The 15,749-nt window shown below is 58.0% G+C and carries 18 protein-coding genes; 13 read left to right on the top strand and 5 right to left on the bottom strand.

Annotation, left to right across the window (positions count from 1 at the left end; genetic code table 11):
- The first annotated feature begins 129 nt into the window (after positions 1-129).
- The gene (locus ACZZ0G_RS06490) at positions 130-774 is read left to right on the top strand and encodes an MBL fold metallo-hydrolase (RefSeq protein WP_463555654.1); all 645 of its coding nucleotides are present in this window, start codon (positions 130-132) and stop codon (positions 772-774) included.
- A gap of 115 nt (positions 775-889) precedes the next feature.
- Positions 890-1,627 (top strand): OmpA family protein, encoded by a 738-nt coding sequence (locus ACZZ0G_RS06485; RefSeq protein WP_463555653.1) that lies wholly within the window; start codon positions 890-892, stop codon positions 1,625-1,627.
- A gap of 255 nt (positions 1,628-1,882) precedes the next feature.
- Here ACZZ0G_RS06485 and ACZZ0G_RS06480 read toward each other — a convergent pair whose 3' ends face one another.
- A complete protein-coding gene (locus ACZZ0G_RS06480) occupies positions 1,883-2,317 on the bottom strand; it encodes a Z-ring associated ZapG family protein (RefSeq protein WP_095050642.1) in 435 nt (144 codons plus the stop codon).
- A gap of 144 nt (positions 2,318-2,461) precedes the next feature.
- Between ACZZ0G_RS06480 and ACZZ0G_RS06475 the strand changes: the two genes are divergently transcribed.
- The 3 genes from ACZZ0G_RS06475 (at position 2,462) to zapE (ending at position 5,656) form a co-directional block, all read left to right on the top strand.
- The gene (locus ACZZ0G_RS06475; RefSeq protein WP_463555652.1) at positions 2,462-3,091 is read left to right on the top strand and encodes an alpha/beta hydrolase; all 630 of its coding nucleotides are present in this window, start codon (positions 2,462-2,464) and stop codon (positions 3,089-3,091) included.
- A 24-nt stretch (positions 3,092-3,115) separates the two neighbouring features.
- Complete coding sequence (locus ACZZ0G_RS06470) at positions 3,116-4,471, top strand: tryptophan--tRNA ligase (protein ID WP_463555651.1); 1,356 nt, start codon at positions 3,116-3,118, stop codon at positions 4,469-4,471.
- A gap of 90 nt (positions 4,472-4,561) precedes the next feature.
- Positions 4,562-5,656 carry a cell division protein ZapE gene (gene zapE, locus ACZZ0G_RS06465; RefSeq protein ID WP_034156483.1) on the top strand — a complete coding sequence of 365 codons (1,095 nt, stop codon included), beginning with the start codon at positions 4,562-4,564 and terminating at the stop codon, positions 5,654-5,656.
- Positions 5,657-5,839: 183 nt separating this feature from the next.
- Here the strand turns inward: zapE and ACZZ0G_RS06460 are convergent, their stop codons facing one another.
- Positions 5,840-6,736: a GlxA family transcriptional regulator gene (locus tag ACZZ0G_RS06460; protein ID WP_463558830.1), complete on the bottom strand. Its 897-nt coding sequence runs from the start codon at positions 6,734-6,736 to the stop codon at positions 5,840-5,842.
- A 250-nt stretch (positions 6,737-6,986) separates the two neighbouring features.
- Between ACZZ0G_RS06460 and ACZZ0G_RS06455 the strand changes: the two genes are divergently transcribed.
- Positions 6,987-8,123, top strand: a complete 1,137-nt coding sequence (locus ACZZ0G_RS06455; protein WP_083367955.1) for an acyl-CoA dehydrogenase family protein — start codon at positions 6,987-6,989, stop codon at positions 8,121-8,123.
- Between the two features lie 158 nt (positions 8,124-8,281).
- Here ACZZ0G_RS06455 and ACZZ0G_RS06450 read toward each other — a convergent pair whose 3' ends face one another.
- Entirely contained in the window at positions 8,282-9,322 is a 1,041-nt protein-coding gene (locus ACZZ0G_RS06450; RefSeq protein ID WP_007917033.1) for an NADP(H)-dependent aldo-keto reductase, read from the bottom strand.
- A gap of 245 nt (positions 9,323-9,567) precedes the next feature.
- On the opposite strand from ACZZ0G_RS06450, the gene rplM reads away from it, so the two are divergent.
- The 7 genes from rplM to ACZZ0G_RS06415 all read left to right on the top strand — a co-directional run bounded on the left by rplM (position 9,568) and on the right by ACZZ0G_RS06415 (position 14,454).
- Positions 9,568-9,996: a 50S ribosomal protein L13 gene (gene rplM / locus ACZZ0G_RS06445; protein ID WP_007917032.1), complete on the top strand. Its 429-nt coding sequence runs from the start codon at positions 9,568-9,570 to the stop codon at positions 9,994-9,996.
- Positions 9,997-10,010: 14 nt separating this feature from the next.
- The gene (gene rpsI, locus ACZZ0G_RS06440; protein ID WP_008080273.1) at positions 10,011-10,403 is read left to right on the top strand and encodes a 30S ribosomal protein S9; all 393 of its coding nucleotides are present in this window, start codon (positions 10,011-10,013) and stop codon (positions 10,401-10,403) included.
- A gap of 270 nt (positions 10,404-10,673) precedes the next feature.
- Positions 10,674-11,267: a ubiquinol-cytochrome c reductase iron-sulfur subunit gene (gene petA, locus ACZZ0G_RS06435; RefSeq protein ID WP_007917031.1), complete on the top strand. Its 594-nt coding sequence runs from the start codon at positions 10,674-10,676 to the stop codon at positions 11,265-11,267.
- Positions 11,267-12,478 carry a cytochrome b gene (locus ACZZ0G_RS06430; RefSeq protein WP_038361054.1) on the top strand — a complete coding sequence of 404 codons (1,212 nt, stop codon included), beginning with the start codon at positions 11,267-11,269 and terminating at the stop codon, positions 12,476-12,478. Before petA ends, ACZZ0G_RS06430 begins: the two co-directional genes overlap by 1 nt.
- Entirely contained in the window at positions 12,478-13,260 is a 783-nt protein-coding gene (locus tag ACZZ0G_RS06425; protein WP_038361065.1) for a cytochrome c1, read from the top strand. The genes ACZZ0G_RS06430 and ACZZ0G_RS06425 overlap by 1 nt, the downstream gene beginning before the upstream one ends.
- A gap of 146 nt (positions 13,261-13,406) precedes the next feature.
- Entirely contained in the window at positions 13,407-14,024 is a 618-nt protein-coding gene (locus tag ACZZ0G_RS06420; RefSeq protein ID WP_007917025.1) for a glutathione S-transferase N-terminal domain-containing protein, read from the top strand.
- A 16-nt stretch (positions 14,025-14,040) separates the two neighbouring features.
- Positions 14,041-14,454, top strand: coding sequence for a ClpXP protease specificity-enhancing factor (locus ACZZ0G_RS06415; RefSeq protein ID WP_007917024.1), 414 nt, complete (start codon positions 14,041-14,043; stop codon positions 14,452-14,454).
- A 51-nt stretch (positions 14,455-14,505) separates the two neighbouring features.
- Here ACZZ0G_RS06415 and ACZZ0G_RS06410 read toward each other — a convergent pair whose 3' ends face one another.
- Both ACZZ0G_RS06410 and ACZZ0G_RS06405 read right to left on the bottom strand, forming a co-directional pair.
- Positions 14,506-15,084 carry a BON domain-containing protein gene (locus ACZZ0G_RS06410; protein ID WP_007917023.1) on the bottom strand — a complete coding sequence of 193 codons (579 nt, stop codon included), beginning with the start codon at positions 15,082-15,084 and terminating at the stop codon, positions 14,506-14,508.
- Entirely contained in the window at positions 15,081-15,674 is a 594-nt protein-coding gene (locus ACZZ0G_RS06405; protein WP_007917022.1) for a phosphoheptose isomerase, read from the bottom strand. Before ACZZ0G_RS06405 ends, ACZZ0G_RS06410 begins: the two co-directional genes overlap by 4 nt.
- Positions 15,675-15,749 lie beyond the last annotated feature (75 nt).

Here is a 15,749-nt window from a genome sequence, read left to right as displayed (position 1 = left end):
CCAGTATTTTCCGATTGGTGGCGTCATCCCCGTGACCCACGAACCCATGTGTCGGCGGGTGACGTAGAATCCTGAGTCAAACTATCTGCGCTTGCCACGCTTGTCCGTTTACCGATTCAGGATTTCGACATGACTGTTTCAGCTTCCGCCTTGATCCGCGAAACCTTCCCCGTCGGCCCTTTGCAGTGCAACTGCACCATCATTGGCGACCCACTGACCAAGAAAGCCATCGTCGTCGACCCCGGCGGCAACCCTGATCTGATCATGGCGCGCCTTGATGCGCTGGGCCTGAAAGTCGTCAGCATCATTCACACCCACGCGCATCTGGATCACTTTCTCGCTTCCGGGCAAATGAAGGAAAAAACCGGCGCGACCCTGCATCTGCACAAGGAAGATCAATTCCTGTGGGACAACCTTGAGATGCAATGCCAGATGTTCGGTGTGCCCTATGTGCCGGTGCCGTCCCCGGATCGCTGGCTGAGCGATGATGAAGAGCTGGCCTGCGGCTGCGGCGTCGCTCTGCATACGCCCGGACATACCCCCGGATCAATGAGCTTTTGGTTTTCCGAGGCTAAGCTGTTGATTGCTGGCGACACGTTGTTTCGTCGCGGCGTAGGGCGCACGGATTTGTGGGGCGGCGATCAGGCGACCATCGTGCGTTCGATCAAGCAGCGGCTATATACGCTGGACGAGGATGCGACCGTGGTGACCGGTCACGGGCCGGATACGCGTCTGGGTGATGAAATGCGCGAGAACCCGTTTGTGCGCGCCTGAATATTTTGTCACGAGTGCTCCGCGGAATTTTTGTGCATTGTCATGATCCAACGCCCGCACAGGTCCATTACTCAGTGGCTGCTGCACCACAGAATGCAAAACGTAGGAGCTCTCCATGTTCACCACGCGTCGTTTGATTATTGTCGCTACTGCCGTGGCCTTGCTGTCCGGCTGCGCCTCGCCCAACCCGTATGACAATCAGGGCCAGGCCGACGGTGGCTCGCAAGGCATGAGCAAAACCGCCAAGTACGGCGGCCTCGGTGCGCTGGCCGGTGCGCTGGCCGGTGCTGCGATCGACCACAACAACCGCGGTAAAGGTGCCTTGATCGGCGCCGCTGTGGTGGGTGCTTCGGCGGCCGGTTACGGTTACTACGCTGACAAGCAGGAAGCCAAACTGCGCGCCAGCATGGCCAACACCGGGGTTGAAGTGCAGCGTCAGGGCGACCAGATCAAACTGATCATGCCAGGCAATATCACCTTCGCGACCGACTCGGCGAACATCGCGTCCAGCTTCTACCAACCGCTGAACAACCTGGCCAACTCGTTGAAAGAGTTCAACCAGAACCAGATCGAAATCGTCGGTTACACCGATAGCACCGGTAGCCGCCAGCACAACATGGACCTGTCCCAGCGTCGTGCGCAGAGCGTGGCGACCTACCTGACCTCGCAAGGTGTCAGCGGTGCCAACCTGTCGTCCCGTGGCGCCGGTCCGGATAACCCGATTGCCAGCAACGGTGACGTCAATGGCCGGGCGCAGAACCGTCGGGTCGAAGTGAACCTGAAGGCGATTCCGGGCCAGCAGTATGGTGGTCAGCAGCAACAGCAGCCGGGCACGGTTCAGCAGTATCCGTAAGCGAATGCTTGAATGAAGAAATGCCCGGTCCTGTGATCGGGCATTTTTTTGTCTGGCCTGTGCCGGCCTCTTCGCGAGCAAGCTCGCTCCCACAGGTATTGTGAGGGTGTACACAAAATTTGTGTTCCACACATAACCGTGTGGGAGCGAGCTTGCTCGCGAAGGGGCCATAAGAATCACCCACAAATCATCGGACACAAAAAAGCCCCCGGACACATCACTGTCCGGGGGCTTTTTGTTTGCAGCGAAGACAGATTACTTCTTCAGACCGTAATGCTCATCGAGCATGCCCGGTGAGTTCGGCGTCTTCGGTGCGTAGTCGCGTGGCGGCTCCTGATCGCGCGGTGGCGTCAGGCGTTCGCGTGGCGTCACTGCCGCGTCGGCGTGCAGGGCAGCAATCAGGCGCTGGCGGGTCTGCTCGTCCAGGGCCAGACGATTGGCGCCCTCGGCGAGATGATCCTGCACTTCCTGATAGCTCTGGGTCAGTTTCTTGACCAGCATCGCGGTGCTGTTGAAGTGGGTGACCACCTCGTTTTGATAACTGTCGAAACGCTCCTGGATATCATCCAGTTGACGCTGCGTACGGCTCGGCGCGGCGTTCGGCGCAACGCGCGCGATCAGGAATCCAATGGCGACACCCACAACCAGGGCAAGAGTCGGTAACAACCAAACTAAGAGCGAGTGTTCCACGAGTCCTTCCTCTATAAACGGCTTTGCTTTACGTTAACGGCTCGAACCTGCGCTGTATACCGCGATTCACTCGCAATAGATTGGCACAGACAATTTGCTAGACGAGTCGACCCGATTCGAGGTCACGGAGTTCCTTCCTTGCTGATGCGTGAAACCCCTGTAGTGATTGACGGCCCGGTGGGTCAACTTGAGTCTCTGTACCTGGATAACGAGCAGCCACGCGGCATCGCGCTGATCTGTCATCCGAACCCGGTGCAGGGCGGCACCATGCTCAACAAGGTCGTCTCGACCCTGCAGCGCACCGCGCGCGACGCCGGCCTGATTACCCTGCGCTTCAATTATCGCGGCGTCGGCGCCAGCGAAGGTTCCCACGACATGGGAACCGGCGAAGTCGACGACGCTCAGGCAGCCGCCAAATGGCTGCGCGAGAAACACCCGGATCTGCCGCTGACCCTGTTCGGGTTCTCCTTCGGCGGATTTGTTGCAGCAAGTCTCGGCGGCCGTCTCGAAGCGCAAGGCGTGCAGCTCAAGCACCTGTTCATGGTCGCGCCAGCGGTGATGCGTCTTGGCGAGCAGGATCAACTGCCGCAGCAGGGTGAACTCACGGTGATTCAGCCGGAAACCGACGAAGTCATCGATCCGCAACTGGTTTACGACTGGTCGGAAAAACTCCAGCGCCCCCATGAGCTGCTGAAAGTGGCAGAATGCGGACACTTTTTTCATGGCAAGCTGACCGATCTCAAGGATCTGATCCTGCCGCGTCTCTCGAATTGATTGCAGTCTGACAAGCGATTACCCATGACGAACCGTACCCGTATCCTCACCGGCATCACCACCACCGGCACGCCGCATCTGGGCAACTACGCCGGCGCCATCCGCCCGGCGATCCTTGCCAGCCGCGACAGCAATGCCGATTCGTTCTACTTCCTGGCCGACTACCACGCCCTGATCAAATGCGATGACCCGCTTCGCATCCAGCGCTCGCGTCTGGAAATCGCCGCGACCTGGCTGGCCGGTGGCCTCGATGTCGACCGCGTGACCTTCTACCGCCAGTCCGACATCCCGGAAATCCCTGAGCTGACCTGGCTGCTGACCTGCGTGGCCGCCAAGGGCCTGCTCAACCGTGCGCACGCTTACAAGGCGTCGGTGGACAAGAACATCGAAACCGGTGAAGACCCGGACGCCGGCATCACCATGGGGCTCTACAGCTACCCGGTGCTGATGGCGGCGGACATCCTGATGTTCAACGCGCACAAGGTGCCGGTCGGTCGCGACCAGATCCAGCACGTGGAAATGGCCCGCGACATCGGCCAGCGCTTCAACCACCTGTTCGGTCAGGGCAAAGAATTCTTCACCATGCCTGAAGCGCTGATCGAAGAAAGCGTAGCGACGTTGCCGGGCCTCGACGGTCGCAAGATGTCGAAGAGCTACGACAACACCATTCCGTTGTTCTCCAGCGCCAAAGAGATGAAGGACGCGATCTCGCGGATCGTCACTGACTCCAAAGCGCCAGGCGAAGCCAAGGATCCTGACAACTCGCACCTGTTCACCCTGTTCCAGGCCTTCGCCACGCCAGCGCAGGCTGACGAATTCCGCAGCGAATTGCTCGGCGGTCTGGGTTGGGGCGAGGCGAAGAACCGTCTGTTCCAGTTGCTCGACAACGATCTCGGCGACGCGCGCGACAAGTATCACCAGTTGATCGAGCGCCCGGCGGATCTGGAAGACATCCTGCAGATCGGCGCCAAGAAAGCCCGTGCCGTGGCAACGCCGTTCCTCAACGAATTGCGCGAAGCCGTCGGCCTGCGTTCTTTCGTCAATCAGGTTCAGGTTGCCGCGACGACCAAGAAGAAAGCCGCAAAAGCCGCACGTTTCGTCAGTTTCCGCGAAGACGACGGCAGCTTCCGTTTCCGTTTGCTGGCGGCCGATGGCGAGCAACTGCTGCTGTCGCGCAACTTCGCCGACGGCAAAACCGCAGGCCAGGTGACCAAGCAACTGCAATCCGGCCAGCCGCTGGACGTGCGCAGCGAAGACCTGAGCTTCAGCGTGTGGCTGGAAGGCGAGTGCGTTGGCGACAGCCCGGCATTCGCCGACGCTGCTGCGCGTGACGCGGCCATCGAGGCTCTGCGCATCGCGCTGACCCCGGTTCAGGACTAATCGGCGGCACGGTCCGACCAAGGGCCGATTGCCATTCCCACGGGCCGTCGCTACAGTGACGGCCCGTTTTTGTTGCCTTGCTAACGAATTATGACGCCCCTAGAACGATACCAAGCTGATCTGAAACGCCCGGACTTCTTCCATGACGCCGCGCAGGAAACTGCTGTGCGTCACTTGCAGCGTCTGTACGAGGATCTGATCGCTGCCGATCAGAACAAGCCGGGTCTGCTGAGCAAACTGTTCGGCAAAAAGGATCAGACGCCGGTCAAAGGCCTGTATTTCTGGGGCGGCGTGGGTCGCGGCAAAACTTACCTGGTCGACACCTTCTTCGAAGCGCTGCCGTTCAAGGAAAAGACCCGCACCCACTTCCACCGCTTCATGAAGCGTGTGCACGAAGAAATGAAAACCCTCGGCGGCGAGAAAAACCCGCTGACCATCATCGCCAAGCGCTTCGCGACCGAGTCGCGGGTGATCTGCTTCGATGAATTCTTCGTCTCCGACATCACCGACGCGATGATCCTCGGCACGCTGATGGAAGAGTTGTTCAAAAATGGCGTGACCCTGGTCGCGACCTCGAACATCGTTCCGGATGGCTTGTACAAGGACGGCCTGCAACGCGCGCGTTTCTTGCCAGCCATCGCCCTGATCAAGCAGAACACCGAGATCGTCAACGTCGACAGCGGTGTCGACTACCGTCTGCGTCACCTCGAACAAGCGGAGCTGTTCCACTATCCGCTCGACGAAGCCGCTCACGAAAGCCTGCGCAAGAGCTTCAAGGCTCTGACGCCAGAGTGCACCGCAGCGGTCGAGAACGACGTGTTGATGATCGAAAACCGCGAGATCCGTGCGCTGCGCACCTGTGACGACGTGGCCTGGTTCGACTTCCGCGAACTGTGCGACGGCCCACGTAGCCAGAACGACTACATCGAACTGGGCAAGATTTTCCACGCCGTGCTGCTCAGCGGTGTCGAGCAGATGAGCGTCACCACCGACGACATCGCCCGTCGTTTCATCAACATGGTCGACGAGTTTTACGACCGTAACGTGAAGCTGATCATTTCTGCTGAAGTCGAGCTGAAGGATCTCTACACCGGCGGCCGTCTGAACTTCGAGTTCCAGCGCACGCTGAGCCGACTGCTGGAGATGCAGTCGCACGAATTCCTGTCGCGGGCGCACAAGCCTTAAACAGCTTTCGGCAAAGAAAAAGGGCCTGCAATTGCAGGCCCTTTTTTGTATCTGAAATTCACCCCGAACTCTGTGGGAGCGAGCTTGCTCGCGAAAGCGGTGTGTCAGCAATACAAGCACTGCCTGACACTACGCCTTCGCGAGCAAGCTCGCTCCCACAGGAGTCTTTGAGTCGTTCAAAAGCTAAGCAGCCTGCTGAAACTGCTGCCGATACTGGTTCGGCGACAGCTCCGTGTGCTGACGGAACAGCCGCGCAAAGAAGCTCGCGTCGTCGTACCCGACCTCATAACTGATGGTCTTGATGCTCTTGCGGCTGCCGGATAGCAAACCCTTTGCCGTCTCGATACGCAGGCGTTGCAGGTAATGCAGCGGCTTGTCCCCGGTGGCGGTCTGGAAGCGCCGCATGAAATTGCGAATGCTCATGCCATGCTCGCGGGCCACATCTTCGAAGCGAAACTTGTCGGCGAAATGCTCTTCGAGCCAATGCTGAATCTGCAGGATGATTACGTCCTGATGCAGTTTCTGCCCGCCAAAACCGATACGTCCCGGCGCATAGCTGCGCTGCACTTCATAGAGAATGTCGCGGGCCACGGCTTGTGCGACGTTGGCTCCGCAGAAACGCTCGATCAAGTAGATGTAAAGATCGCAGGCTGACGTGGTGCCGCCGGCACAATACAGGTTGTCGGCATCGGTCAGGTGCTTGTCCTGATTGAGATAGACCTTTGGAAAGCGCTCGGCAAACGCATTGAAAAAACGCCAGTAAGTGGTCGCTTCCTTGCCGTTGAGCAGGCCGGCCTCGGCCAGCCAGAACACCCCGGTGGCTTCGCCGCACAACACCGCTCCACGCGCGTGTTGTTCGCGCAGCCAGGGCAGGACTTGCGGATAACGGGCGCACAGCGTGTCGAAATCGTCCCAGAACGCCGGGAGGATGATGACATCGGCGTTTTCCAGACCGCCGTCGACCGGCATCACCACGTCACTGAAACTGTTCACCGGTTTGCCGTCGGGGCTGACCAGACGCGTTTCGAACGCAGGAGTCAGGCCGTGGCCCAGTTGTTTGCCATAACGCAGGCTGGCCAGATGGAAGAAATCCTTGGCTTGCATGAGAGTGGAGGCGAAAACCCGGTCGATTGCCAGGATGCTGACGCGCCGCAAGGGCGTGGAGACTTGCTTGGACATAATTCAACTTTTGTTTTGTTTTTATAAGGGAAAGTGGTCACCAGACGGCTGGATCGTCTTATTTTTTGTCGGATGTGTCCAGTGTCCTGTGTCGGAGGGGAGGCTTAGTCTCTGAAGGTCATCTCCCTCCAACAACAAAGAAAGGTGCCGCATGATCCCCAGAACCTTGTTCAGCTCCGAGCACGAATTGTTTCGCGACAGCGTACGAACCTTCCTCGAAAAAGAGGCGGTGCCGTTCCATGCGCAATGGGAGAAACAAGGCCATATCGACCGTAAACTGTGGAACAAGGCCGGGGAGGCGGGGATGCTTTGCTCGCATTTGCCGGAAGAGTACGGCGGGCTGGGGGCGGATTTTCTCTACAGCGCCGTGGTGATCGAGGAGGTGGGACGACTGGGGCTGACCGGGATCGGCTTCTCGTTGCATTCGGACATTGTCGCGCCGTACATCCTGCATTACGGCAGTGAAGCGCTGAAGCACAAATACCTGCCAAAACTGGTCTCCGGCGAGATGGTCACGGCTATCGCCATGACTGAGCCGGGGGCGGGTTCCGACCTGCAAGGCGTGAAAACCACCGCCGTGCTGGACGGCGACGAATACGTCATCAATGGCTCGAAAACTTTCATTACCAACGGTTTTCTCGCGGATCTGGTGATCGTCGTCGCCAAGACCGATCCGAAGGCCGGCGCCAAGGGCACCAGTCTGTTTCTGGTCGAAGCCAATACGCCGGGTTTCGAGAAAGGCAAGCGCCTGGAGAAGGTCGGGATGAAGGCGCAGGACACCTCGGAATTGTTCTTCCAGGATGTGCGCGTGCCGAAGGAAAACCTGCTGGGGCAGGCCGGGGCCGGGTTCGCTTATCTGATGCAGGAATTGCCCCAGGAGCGCCTGACCGTGGCCATCGGTGGCCTGGCATCAGCCGAAGCGGCGCTGAAATGGACGCTCGATTACACCCGTGATCGCAAGGCCTTCGGCAAAGCGATTGCCGACTTCCAGAACACGCGCTTCAAGCTGGCAGAGATGGCCACTGAAATTCAGATCGGCCGAGTGTTCGTCGACAAATGTCTGGAGTTGCACCTGCAGGGCAAGCTGGATGTGCCGACGGCGGCGATGGCCAAATACTGGGGCACCGACCTGCAATGCAAGGTGCTCGACGAGTGCGTGCAATTGCATGGCGGCTACGGTTTCATGTGGGAATACCCGGTAGCCCGGGCCTGGGCGGATGCGCGGGTGCAGAGGATTTATGCCGGCACCAATGAAATCATGAAGGAGATCATTGCGCGCTCGCTTTGATGATCGTTCCCACGCTCTGCGTGGGAATGCCGCCGGGGACGCTCCGCGTTCCGCTTTGGTGGTGATCGGATCGGCCCCTTCGCGAGCAAGCTCGTTCCCACAGGTACGGTGATCCTCTGTGGGAGCGAGCTTGCTCGCGCAGGCGGCTTATCTATCGCTCAAGGCGCAGGATTCGGATGATCCTTGTGAATCGCTTCGATCCCCGCCAGCACCTCATCCGACAGCTTCAGATCAAAACTGGCAATGTTGCTGTCCAGTTGCTCAAGCGTGGTCGCACCAATGATGTTGCTGGTGACAAACGGTTGCTGTGTCACGAACGCCAACGCCATTTGCGCAGGATCCAGACCGTGTTCACGGGCCAGCGCCACATAGCGGCTGCACGCTGCTTCCGACTGCGCATTGAAATAGCGGCTGAAGCGGCTGTAGAGGCTCAGACGGCCTTTCGGCGGACGCGCGCCACCTTCGTACTTGCCTGACAGGAAACCAAACGCCAGCGGCGAATAGGCCAGCAGACCGCATTGCTCACGAATGGCGATTTCTGCCAGACCGACTTCAAAGCTGCGGTTGAGCAGGTTGTACGGGTTCTGGATCGACACTGCACGCGGCCAGCCACGGGCTTCGGCCAGTGCCAGAAAACGCATGGTGCCCCACGGCGTTTCGTTGGACAGGCCGATGTGGCGGATCTTGCCAGCCTTCACTTGCTCATCAAGCGCTTCGAGGGTGTCTTCGAGCGGGGTCAGGTTGGCTTCGATCTTGTGCTTGTAGCCCAGCTGTCCGAAAAAGTTGGTGCTGCGCTCTGGCCAGTGCAATTGATACAGATCGATGTAATCGGTCTGCAGGCGCTCGAGGCTGGCGTCCACCGCTGCGGTGATGTGCTGGCGGTTGTGGCGCAGGTTTTTGTCGCGGATGTAGTCGATGGTGTTGCCCGGGCCGGCGATCTTGCTGGCGAGGATCCAGTCGGCGCGATCGCCGCGACTTTTGAAGTAATTGCCGATATAGCGCTCGGTGGTGGCATAGGTTTCGGCTTTCGGCGGCACCGGGTACATCTCGGCGGTGTCGATGAAATTGATCCCGGCCTCTTTGGCCCGTTCGATCTGCGCGAAGGCTTCAGCTTCAGTGTTTTGCTCGCCCCAGGTCATGGTGCCGAGGCAGATTGCACTCACGTTCAGGTCGGTACGGCCTAGCTGGCGATAGTCCATCAGGTGCTCCTTGGGCAAAACAATCATAAAAGCAGGTTGAAATATTTTTCGCAATCTGCATAATTGCCGACCTCTTTCTGCAGTGGAAGTGATGCGCCGCCGCCGAAGAATCTTGCCGTTGAACGGACGCGCCGACCCGAGCCCCCGAAAGCGTCTGTATCCGGCTGCCTTTGACTTGTCAAAGTACGCACTATTCAGTAAGATCCGCCGTCTAATTTACAGGGCGGCCCCTGAGGCTATAAAGAATGAAAACTTTTACTGCTAAACCGGAAACAGTAAAGCGCGACTGGTTTGTCGTCGACGCTGCTGGTCAGACCCTGGGTCGTCTGGCCACCGAAATCGCGAGCCGTCTGCGTGGCAAGCACAAGCCTGAGTACACTCCTCACGTTGATACCGGCGACTACATCGTCGTAATCAACGCTGAGCAGATTCGTGTTACCGGTGCTAAAACCACTGACAAAATGTACTACTCCCACTCCGGTTTCCCGGGCGGCATCAAGTCGATCAACTTTGAAAAGCTGATCGCCAAAGCCCCTGAGCGCGTGATCGAGACCGCGGTTAAAGGCATGCTGCCTAAAAACCCACTGGGTCGCGACATGTACCGTAAGCTGAAAGTCTATGCGGGCGCTGCACACCCACATACTGCTCAGCAGCCCCAAGAACTGAAGTTTTAACGGAATAGTACATTATGTCGGCGACTCAAAATTACGGCACTGGCCGTCGCAAGACCGCAACCGCACGCGTTTTCCTGCGTCCGGGTACTGGTAACATCTCCATCAACAACCGTTCGCTGGAAAACTTCTTCGGCCGTGAAACTGCCCGCATGGTAGTTCGCCAGCCGCTGGAGCTGACTGAGACTGTCGAGAAGTTCGACATCTACGTCACCGTGATCGGTGGTGGTGTAAGTGGTCAGGCTGGCGCAATCCGCCACGGCATCACTCGCGCTCTGATGGACTACGACGAAACCCTGCGTGGCGCTCTGCGCAAAGCTGGCTTCGTTACTCGCGACGCCCGTGAAGTTGAACGTAAGAAAGTTGGTCTGCGTAAAGCGCGTAAGCGTCCGCAGTACTCGAAGCGTTAATTCCGCTTCCGCGTTCAAAAAGAACGCCCGCCTCCTCACGGAAGCGGGCGTTTTTTTATGCCTGTGATTTATCAAAGAATTGCGCTGCGACAACTTGCCACTTCCGTAGACCCCCTATACTGCAAGGCTTGAGGGTAGGAGCTCCGGGTAATTCCCTTGTCAGAATTGGGGCTTTTCATTACCATCTCGGCAAAATTTTTATAAGTAACATTGATTTATTTAGTAGATGCCTGATTTAACAGGCCACAAAAGCTGATGGGAGAGGACTGAATGAGCAATGACGGCGTGAATGCAGGCCGGCGTCGCTTCTTGGTAGCAGCCACATCCGTGGTGGGTGCTGCAGGAGCGGTGGGGGCTGCGGTCCCGTTCGTGGGGTCATGGTTTCCCAGTGCCAAGGCGAAAGCCGCCGGTGCACCGGTGAAAGTGAATGTCAGCAAGATCGAGCCAGGGCAGCAGATGATTGCTGAGTGGCGCGGCCAGCCGGTGTTCATTGTCCGCCGTACCGAGGAAATCCTGGGGAATCTCAAGAAGATCGAGGGCCAGCTCTCCGATCCGACCTCCAAAAACTCCACGCAACCCACCTATGTCGACCCGGAAGTGCGCTCGATCAAGCCGGAAATTCTGCTGCTGATCGGGATCTGCACGCACTTGGGTTGCTCACCAACTTTCCGTCCCGAAGTGGCACCTGCGGATCTGGGCAAAGACTGGGTCGGTGGCTATTTCTGCCCTTGCCACGGTTCCCACTACGATCTGGCTGGCCGCGTCTACAAGTCGCAACCTGCGCCTTTGAACCTGCCAGTTCCCCCGCATTCCTATGAGACCGATGACCTGATTGTCATTGGCGTCGATACGGAGAAAGCGTGATGAGCAAGTTCATGGATTGGGTTGATGCGCGCTTTCCTGCGACCAAAATGTGGGAAGACCATCTCAGCAAATATTACGCTCCAAAAAACTTCAACTTCTTCTACTTCTTCGGCTCCCTGGCGCTGCTGGTTCTGGTGAATCAGATCGTCACCGGTGTCTGGCTGACGATGAGTTATACGCCGTCGGCAGAAGAAGCCTTCGCTTCCGTTGAATACATCATGCGCGACGTCGAGTACGGCTCGATCCTGCGTTTGCTGCACTCGACCGGCGCCTCGGCGTTTTTCATCGTGGTGTATCTGCACATGTTCCGTGGCCTGCTCTACGGTTCGTATCAGAAACCGCGTGAGCTGGTCTGGGTGTTCGGCATGCTGATTTACCTGGCGCTGATGGCCGAAGCTTTCATGGGTTACCTGCTGCCATGGGGCCAGATGTCGTACTGGGGCGCCCAGGTGATCATCTCGCTGTTCGGTGCTATTCCGGTCATCGGTAACGACCTGACCCAGTGGATTCGTGGTGACTACCTGATCTCTGGAATCACCCTGAATCGCTTCTTCGCTCTGCACGTTGTCGCGTTGCCAATCGTGATTCTCGGTCTGGTGGTGCTGCACATTCTGGCGTTGCACGAAGTAGGTTCGAACAACCCTGACGGCGTCGACATCAAGAAGCACAAAGACGAAAACGGCATCCCGCTGGACGGCATTGCTTTCCACCCGTACTACACCGTGAAAGACATTGTCGGTGTTGTGGTGTTCCTGTTTATCTTCTGCTTCATTGTGTTCTTCTTCCCGGAAATGGGCGGCTACTTCCTCGAAAAACCAAACTTCGAGCAGGCTAACCCGTTCAAGACCCCAGAGCATATTGCGCCGGTCTGGTACTTCACACCGTTCTACGCAATCTTGCGTGCGATCCCGGACAAGCTCATGGGCGTTATCGCCATGGGGGCGGCGATTGCGGTGCTGTTCGTGCTGCCATGGCTGGACCGCAGTCCGGTCAAGTCGATGCGCTATAAAGGCTGGATGAGCAAAATCTGGCTGGTGGTGTTCTGCATTTCGTTCGTGATTCTGGGCATTCTCGGTGTGCTTGCGCCGACCCCGGGGCGAACCCTGTTGTCGCAGGTCTGCACCTTCCTGTACTTCGCCTACTTCATTCTGATGCCGTTCTACACCAGGCTCGAGAAGACCAAACCGGTTCCGGAAAGGGTGACTGGCTGATGAAAAAGTTATTTTTTGCTCTGATTTTTGCTGCTTTGCCTGTGCTGTCTTTCGCCGCTGAACACGGTGGTCCGGAGCTGGAAAAAGTCGACATCGACGTTTCCGACAAAGCAGCCCTGCAGGATGGCGCACGTACGTTTGCCAACTATTGCATGGGTTGCCACAGCGCCAAGTTCCAGCGTTACGAGCGGGTTGCCGATGATCTTGGTGTTCCGCACGAACTGATGCTGGAGAAACTGGTGTTCACTGGCGCCAAGATCGGCGATCACATGAACATCGGCATGCAGCCGGCTGACGCCAAGACCTGGTTCGGCGCGGCACCACCGGACCTGACCCTGGTGGCTCGCGTGCGTGGCACTGACTGGCTCTACGGTTACCTGAAGTCGTTCTACGAAGATCCGGCACGTCCGTGGGGCGTGAACAACAAGGTCTTCCCAAACGTCGGCATGCCTAACGTGCTGGTCGGCCTGCAAGGTCGTCAGGTCGTTGGCTGCAAGCAAGTACAGATCGTCGAAGACGGCAAGAAGCAATATGATCCGCTGACCGGTACGCCTCTGACACATGAAGCGTGCGATCAGCTGACCATCGTGCCGAAATCCGGTGCTCTGAACGAAGAGCAGTTCGATGAGAAGGTCAAGAATCTGGTAACCTTCCTGGCTTACTCGGCTAACCCGGTTAAGCTGCAACATCAGCGCATCGGTACTTACGTCTTGCTGTACCTGGCGTTCTTCTTTGTGTTCGCCTACCTGCTCAAGCGTGAATACTGGAAAGACGTGCACTGATACGCTTCAAGCATTGCTGTTAATCGCGCGCGCCCAAGGGCGCCTCCGATAACGTAACTTCCGGTCAGCCGGCGGTTGCGGGAGGCGCCCTCTGGGCGCGCGCGTTTTTCCGGTTCCGATAATTTCAACAAGCGAGGAGGATCGCCATGGGCGTGACCAATCGGTTGGCCTGTTACTCCGACCCCGCCGACCACTATTCCCACCGAGTGCGCATTGTGCTTGCAGAGAAGGGTGTCAGCGCCGAGATCATTTATGTGGAAGCTGGTCGCCAGCCGCCTAAACTGATTGAGGTGAACCCTTACGGCAGTCTCCCTACGCTGGTCGATCGTGACCTGGCGTTGTGGGAGTCGACCGTGGTGATGGAATATCTGGATGAGCGTTACCCGCATCCGCCGTTGATGCCGGTTTACCCGGTGGCGCGTGCCAACAGCCGTTTGCTGATTCATCGTATTCAGCGCGACTGGTGTGGTCTGGTGGATCTGATTCTGGATCCCAAGTCCAAGGAGGCCGCGCGAGTCGTGGCGCGCAAGGAATTGCGTGAAAGCCTGACGGGCGTGTCGCCATTGTTTGCCGACAAGCCGTTTTTCCTCAGTGAGGAACAAAGTCTGGTGGATTGCTGCCTATTGCCAATACTCTGGCGTTTGCCGATTCTGGGTATTGAACTGCCGCGGCCAGCCAAGCCGCTGCTTGATTATATGGAGCGCTCGTTTGCGCGTGAGGCTTTCCAGGCGAGTCTGTCTGGTGTCGAACGCGATATGCGCTAAGGCTTAAGGAGCCGCTATGAACTCCAGTCGACCTTATCTGGTCCGCGCGCTCTACGAGTGGATTGTTGATAACGATTGCACCCCGCACATGCTGGTCAACTCCGAGTACCCCGCGGTGCAGGTGCCGCAGGGTTTCGCCAGTGACGGGCAGATTGTCCTGAACATTTCGCCGAGTGCTGTGCGTCATCTGCACATGGACAATGATGTGGTGACCTTCGAAGGTCGCTTCGGGGGTGTCCCGCACAGCTTGTACGTGCCGATCAGCGCGATCCTGGGGATCTACGCCCGGGAGAACGGTCAGGGCATGGTGTTCGATCTCGAGTCGCCGATGGATGACGAGGAAGAGATCGAGTCGGATGACGACTTGCCGCCACCGGACAGCGAGCCGCCGCGCCCTAGCGGCCGGCCAAGCCTGAAAGTGGTGAAGTAATAAAAAAGGCGATCCGGATGGATCGCCTTTTTTATGTGCGTTGTTCGGCTGTCAGTCGATGTATTCGAACAGCTTCACGATCTTCTGTACGCCGGAAACACCCTGAACCAGATTGGTTGCCTGAGTGGCCTCCTGCTTGGTCAGCAGGCCCAGCAGGTAGACGATACCGTTCTCGGTTACGACCTTGATGCGCGAGCCAGGGATGCTGGCGTCGGTGAGCATCTGGGTCTTGATCTTGGAAGTCAGCCAGGTGTCGTTCTGGCGCGCCAGGAAACCGGACGGTGGGATGACTTGCAGTTCGTTATGAACGGTTTTTACCCGTTGAACCGCCGCTGCTGCCTGTTCGGCTTTGGCTTTCAGGTCTGCACGAGGTGTCTGGCCGGCCAGCAGTACCACGCCGTTGAAGCTGGTGACGACGATGTGCGAATCGTTGTCCAGGGCCGGGTCGGCCTTGGCCACGTTCACACCGACTTTGGTTTCGATCAACGAGTCGTCGATCTTGCTGCCGAAGGTGCGCGTGCCACGGTCGTCGTCGATCGGTGCTTCACGGCTGGCGTTTACCACCGAGGTGCAGCCGCTGATGCCGAGGCACAGGGTCAAGGCCAGAAGGCCAAGGCGATTAGGGGTCATTCTTCACTCCCGAACAGTTGGCTGTCGATCAGATCGCAAAGGCAATGGATCGCCAGCAAGTGGACTTCTTGAATACGTGCAGTGACATTGGCCGGTACGCGAATCTCGACGTCCTCGGGCAACAGCAGCGACGCCATGCCGCCGCCATCGCGTCCGGTCATAGCTACGACAATCATTTCGCGATCATGTGCGGCCTGGATCGCTTGAATAATGTTCGCCGAGTTGCCGCTGGTCGAAATCGCCAGCAGGACATCGCCTGGCTGACCGAGCGCGCGAATCTGTTTGGAGAACACTTCGTTGTAGCTGTAATCGTTGGCGATCGAGGTGATCGTCGATGTATCGGTGGTCAGGGCGATGGCTGGCAGGCTCGGGCGCTCGCGCTCGAAGCGGTTGAGCAGTTCGGAAGAAAAGTGCTGGGCGTCGCCGGCCGAACCTCCGTTGCCGCACGAAAGCATTTTGCCTTCGTTGAGCAGGGCGTTGACCATGATCTGGCTGGCTTGCTCGATGTGCGGTGCAAGTACGTCCATCGCCTGTTGCTTGGTGTCGATACTGGCCTGGAAAAGCTGGCGAATTCGGGATTGCATGTCCATCTGTGTGACCTTAAGTAGCGCGGCTGTCCGGCACATGAATGTGCAGCCCGCAAAGCAAAGAGCAAAATTTGTCGG

The sequence above is a fragment of the Pseudomonas sp. AC169 genome (genome assembly GCF_979258515.1).
This window is presented reverse-complemented; position numbering and strand designations above follow the sequence as displayed.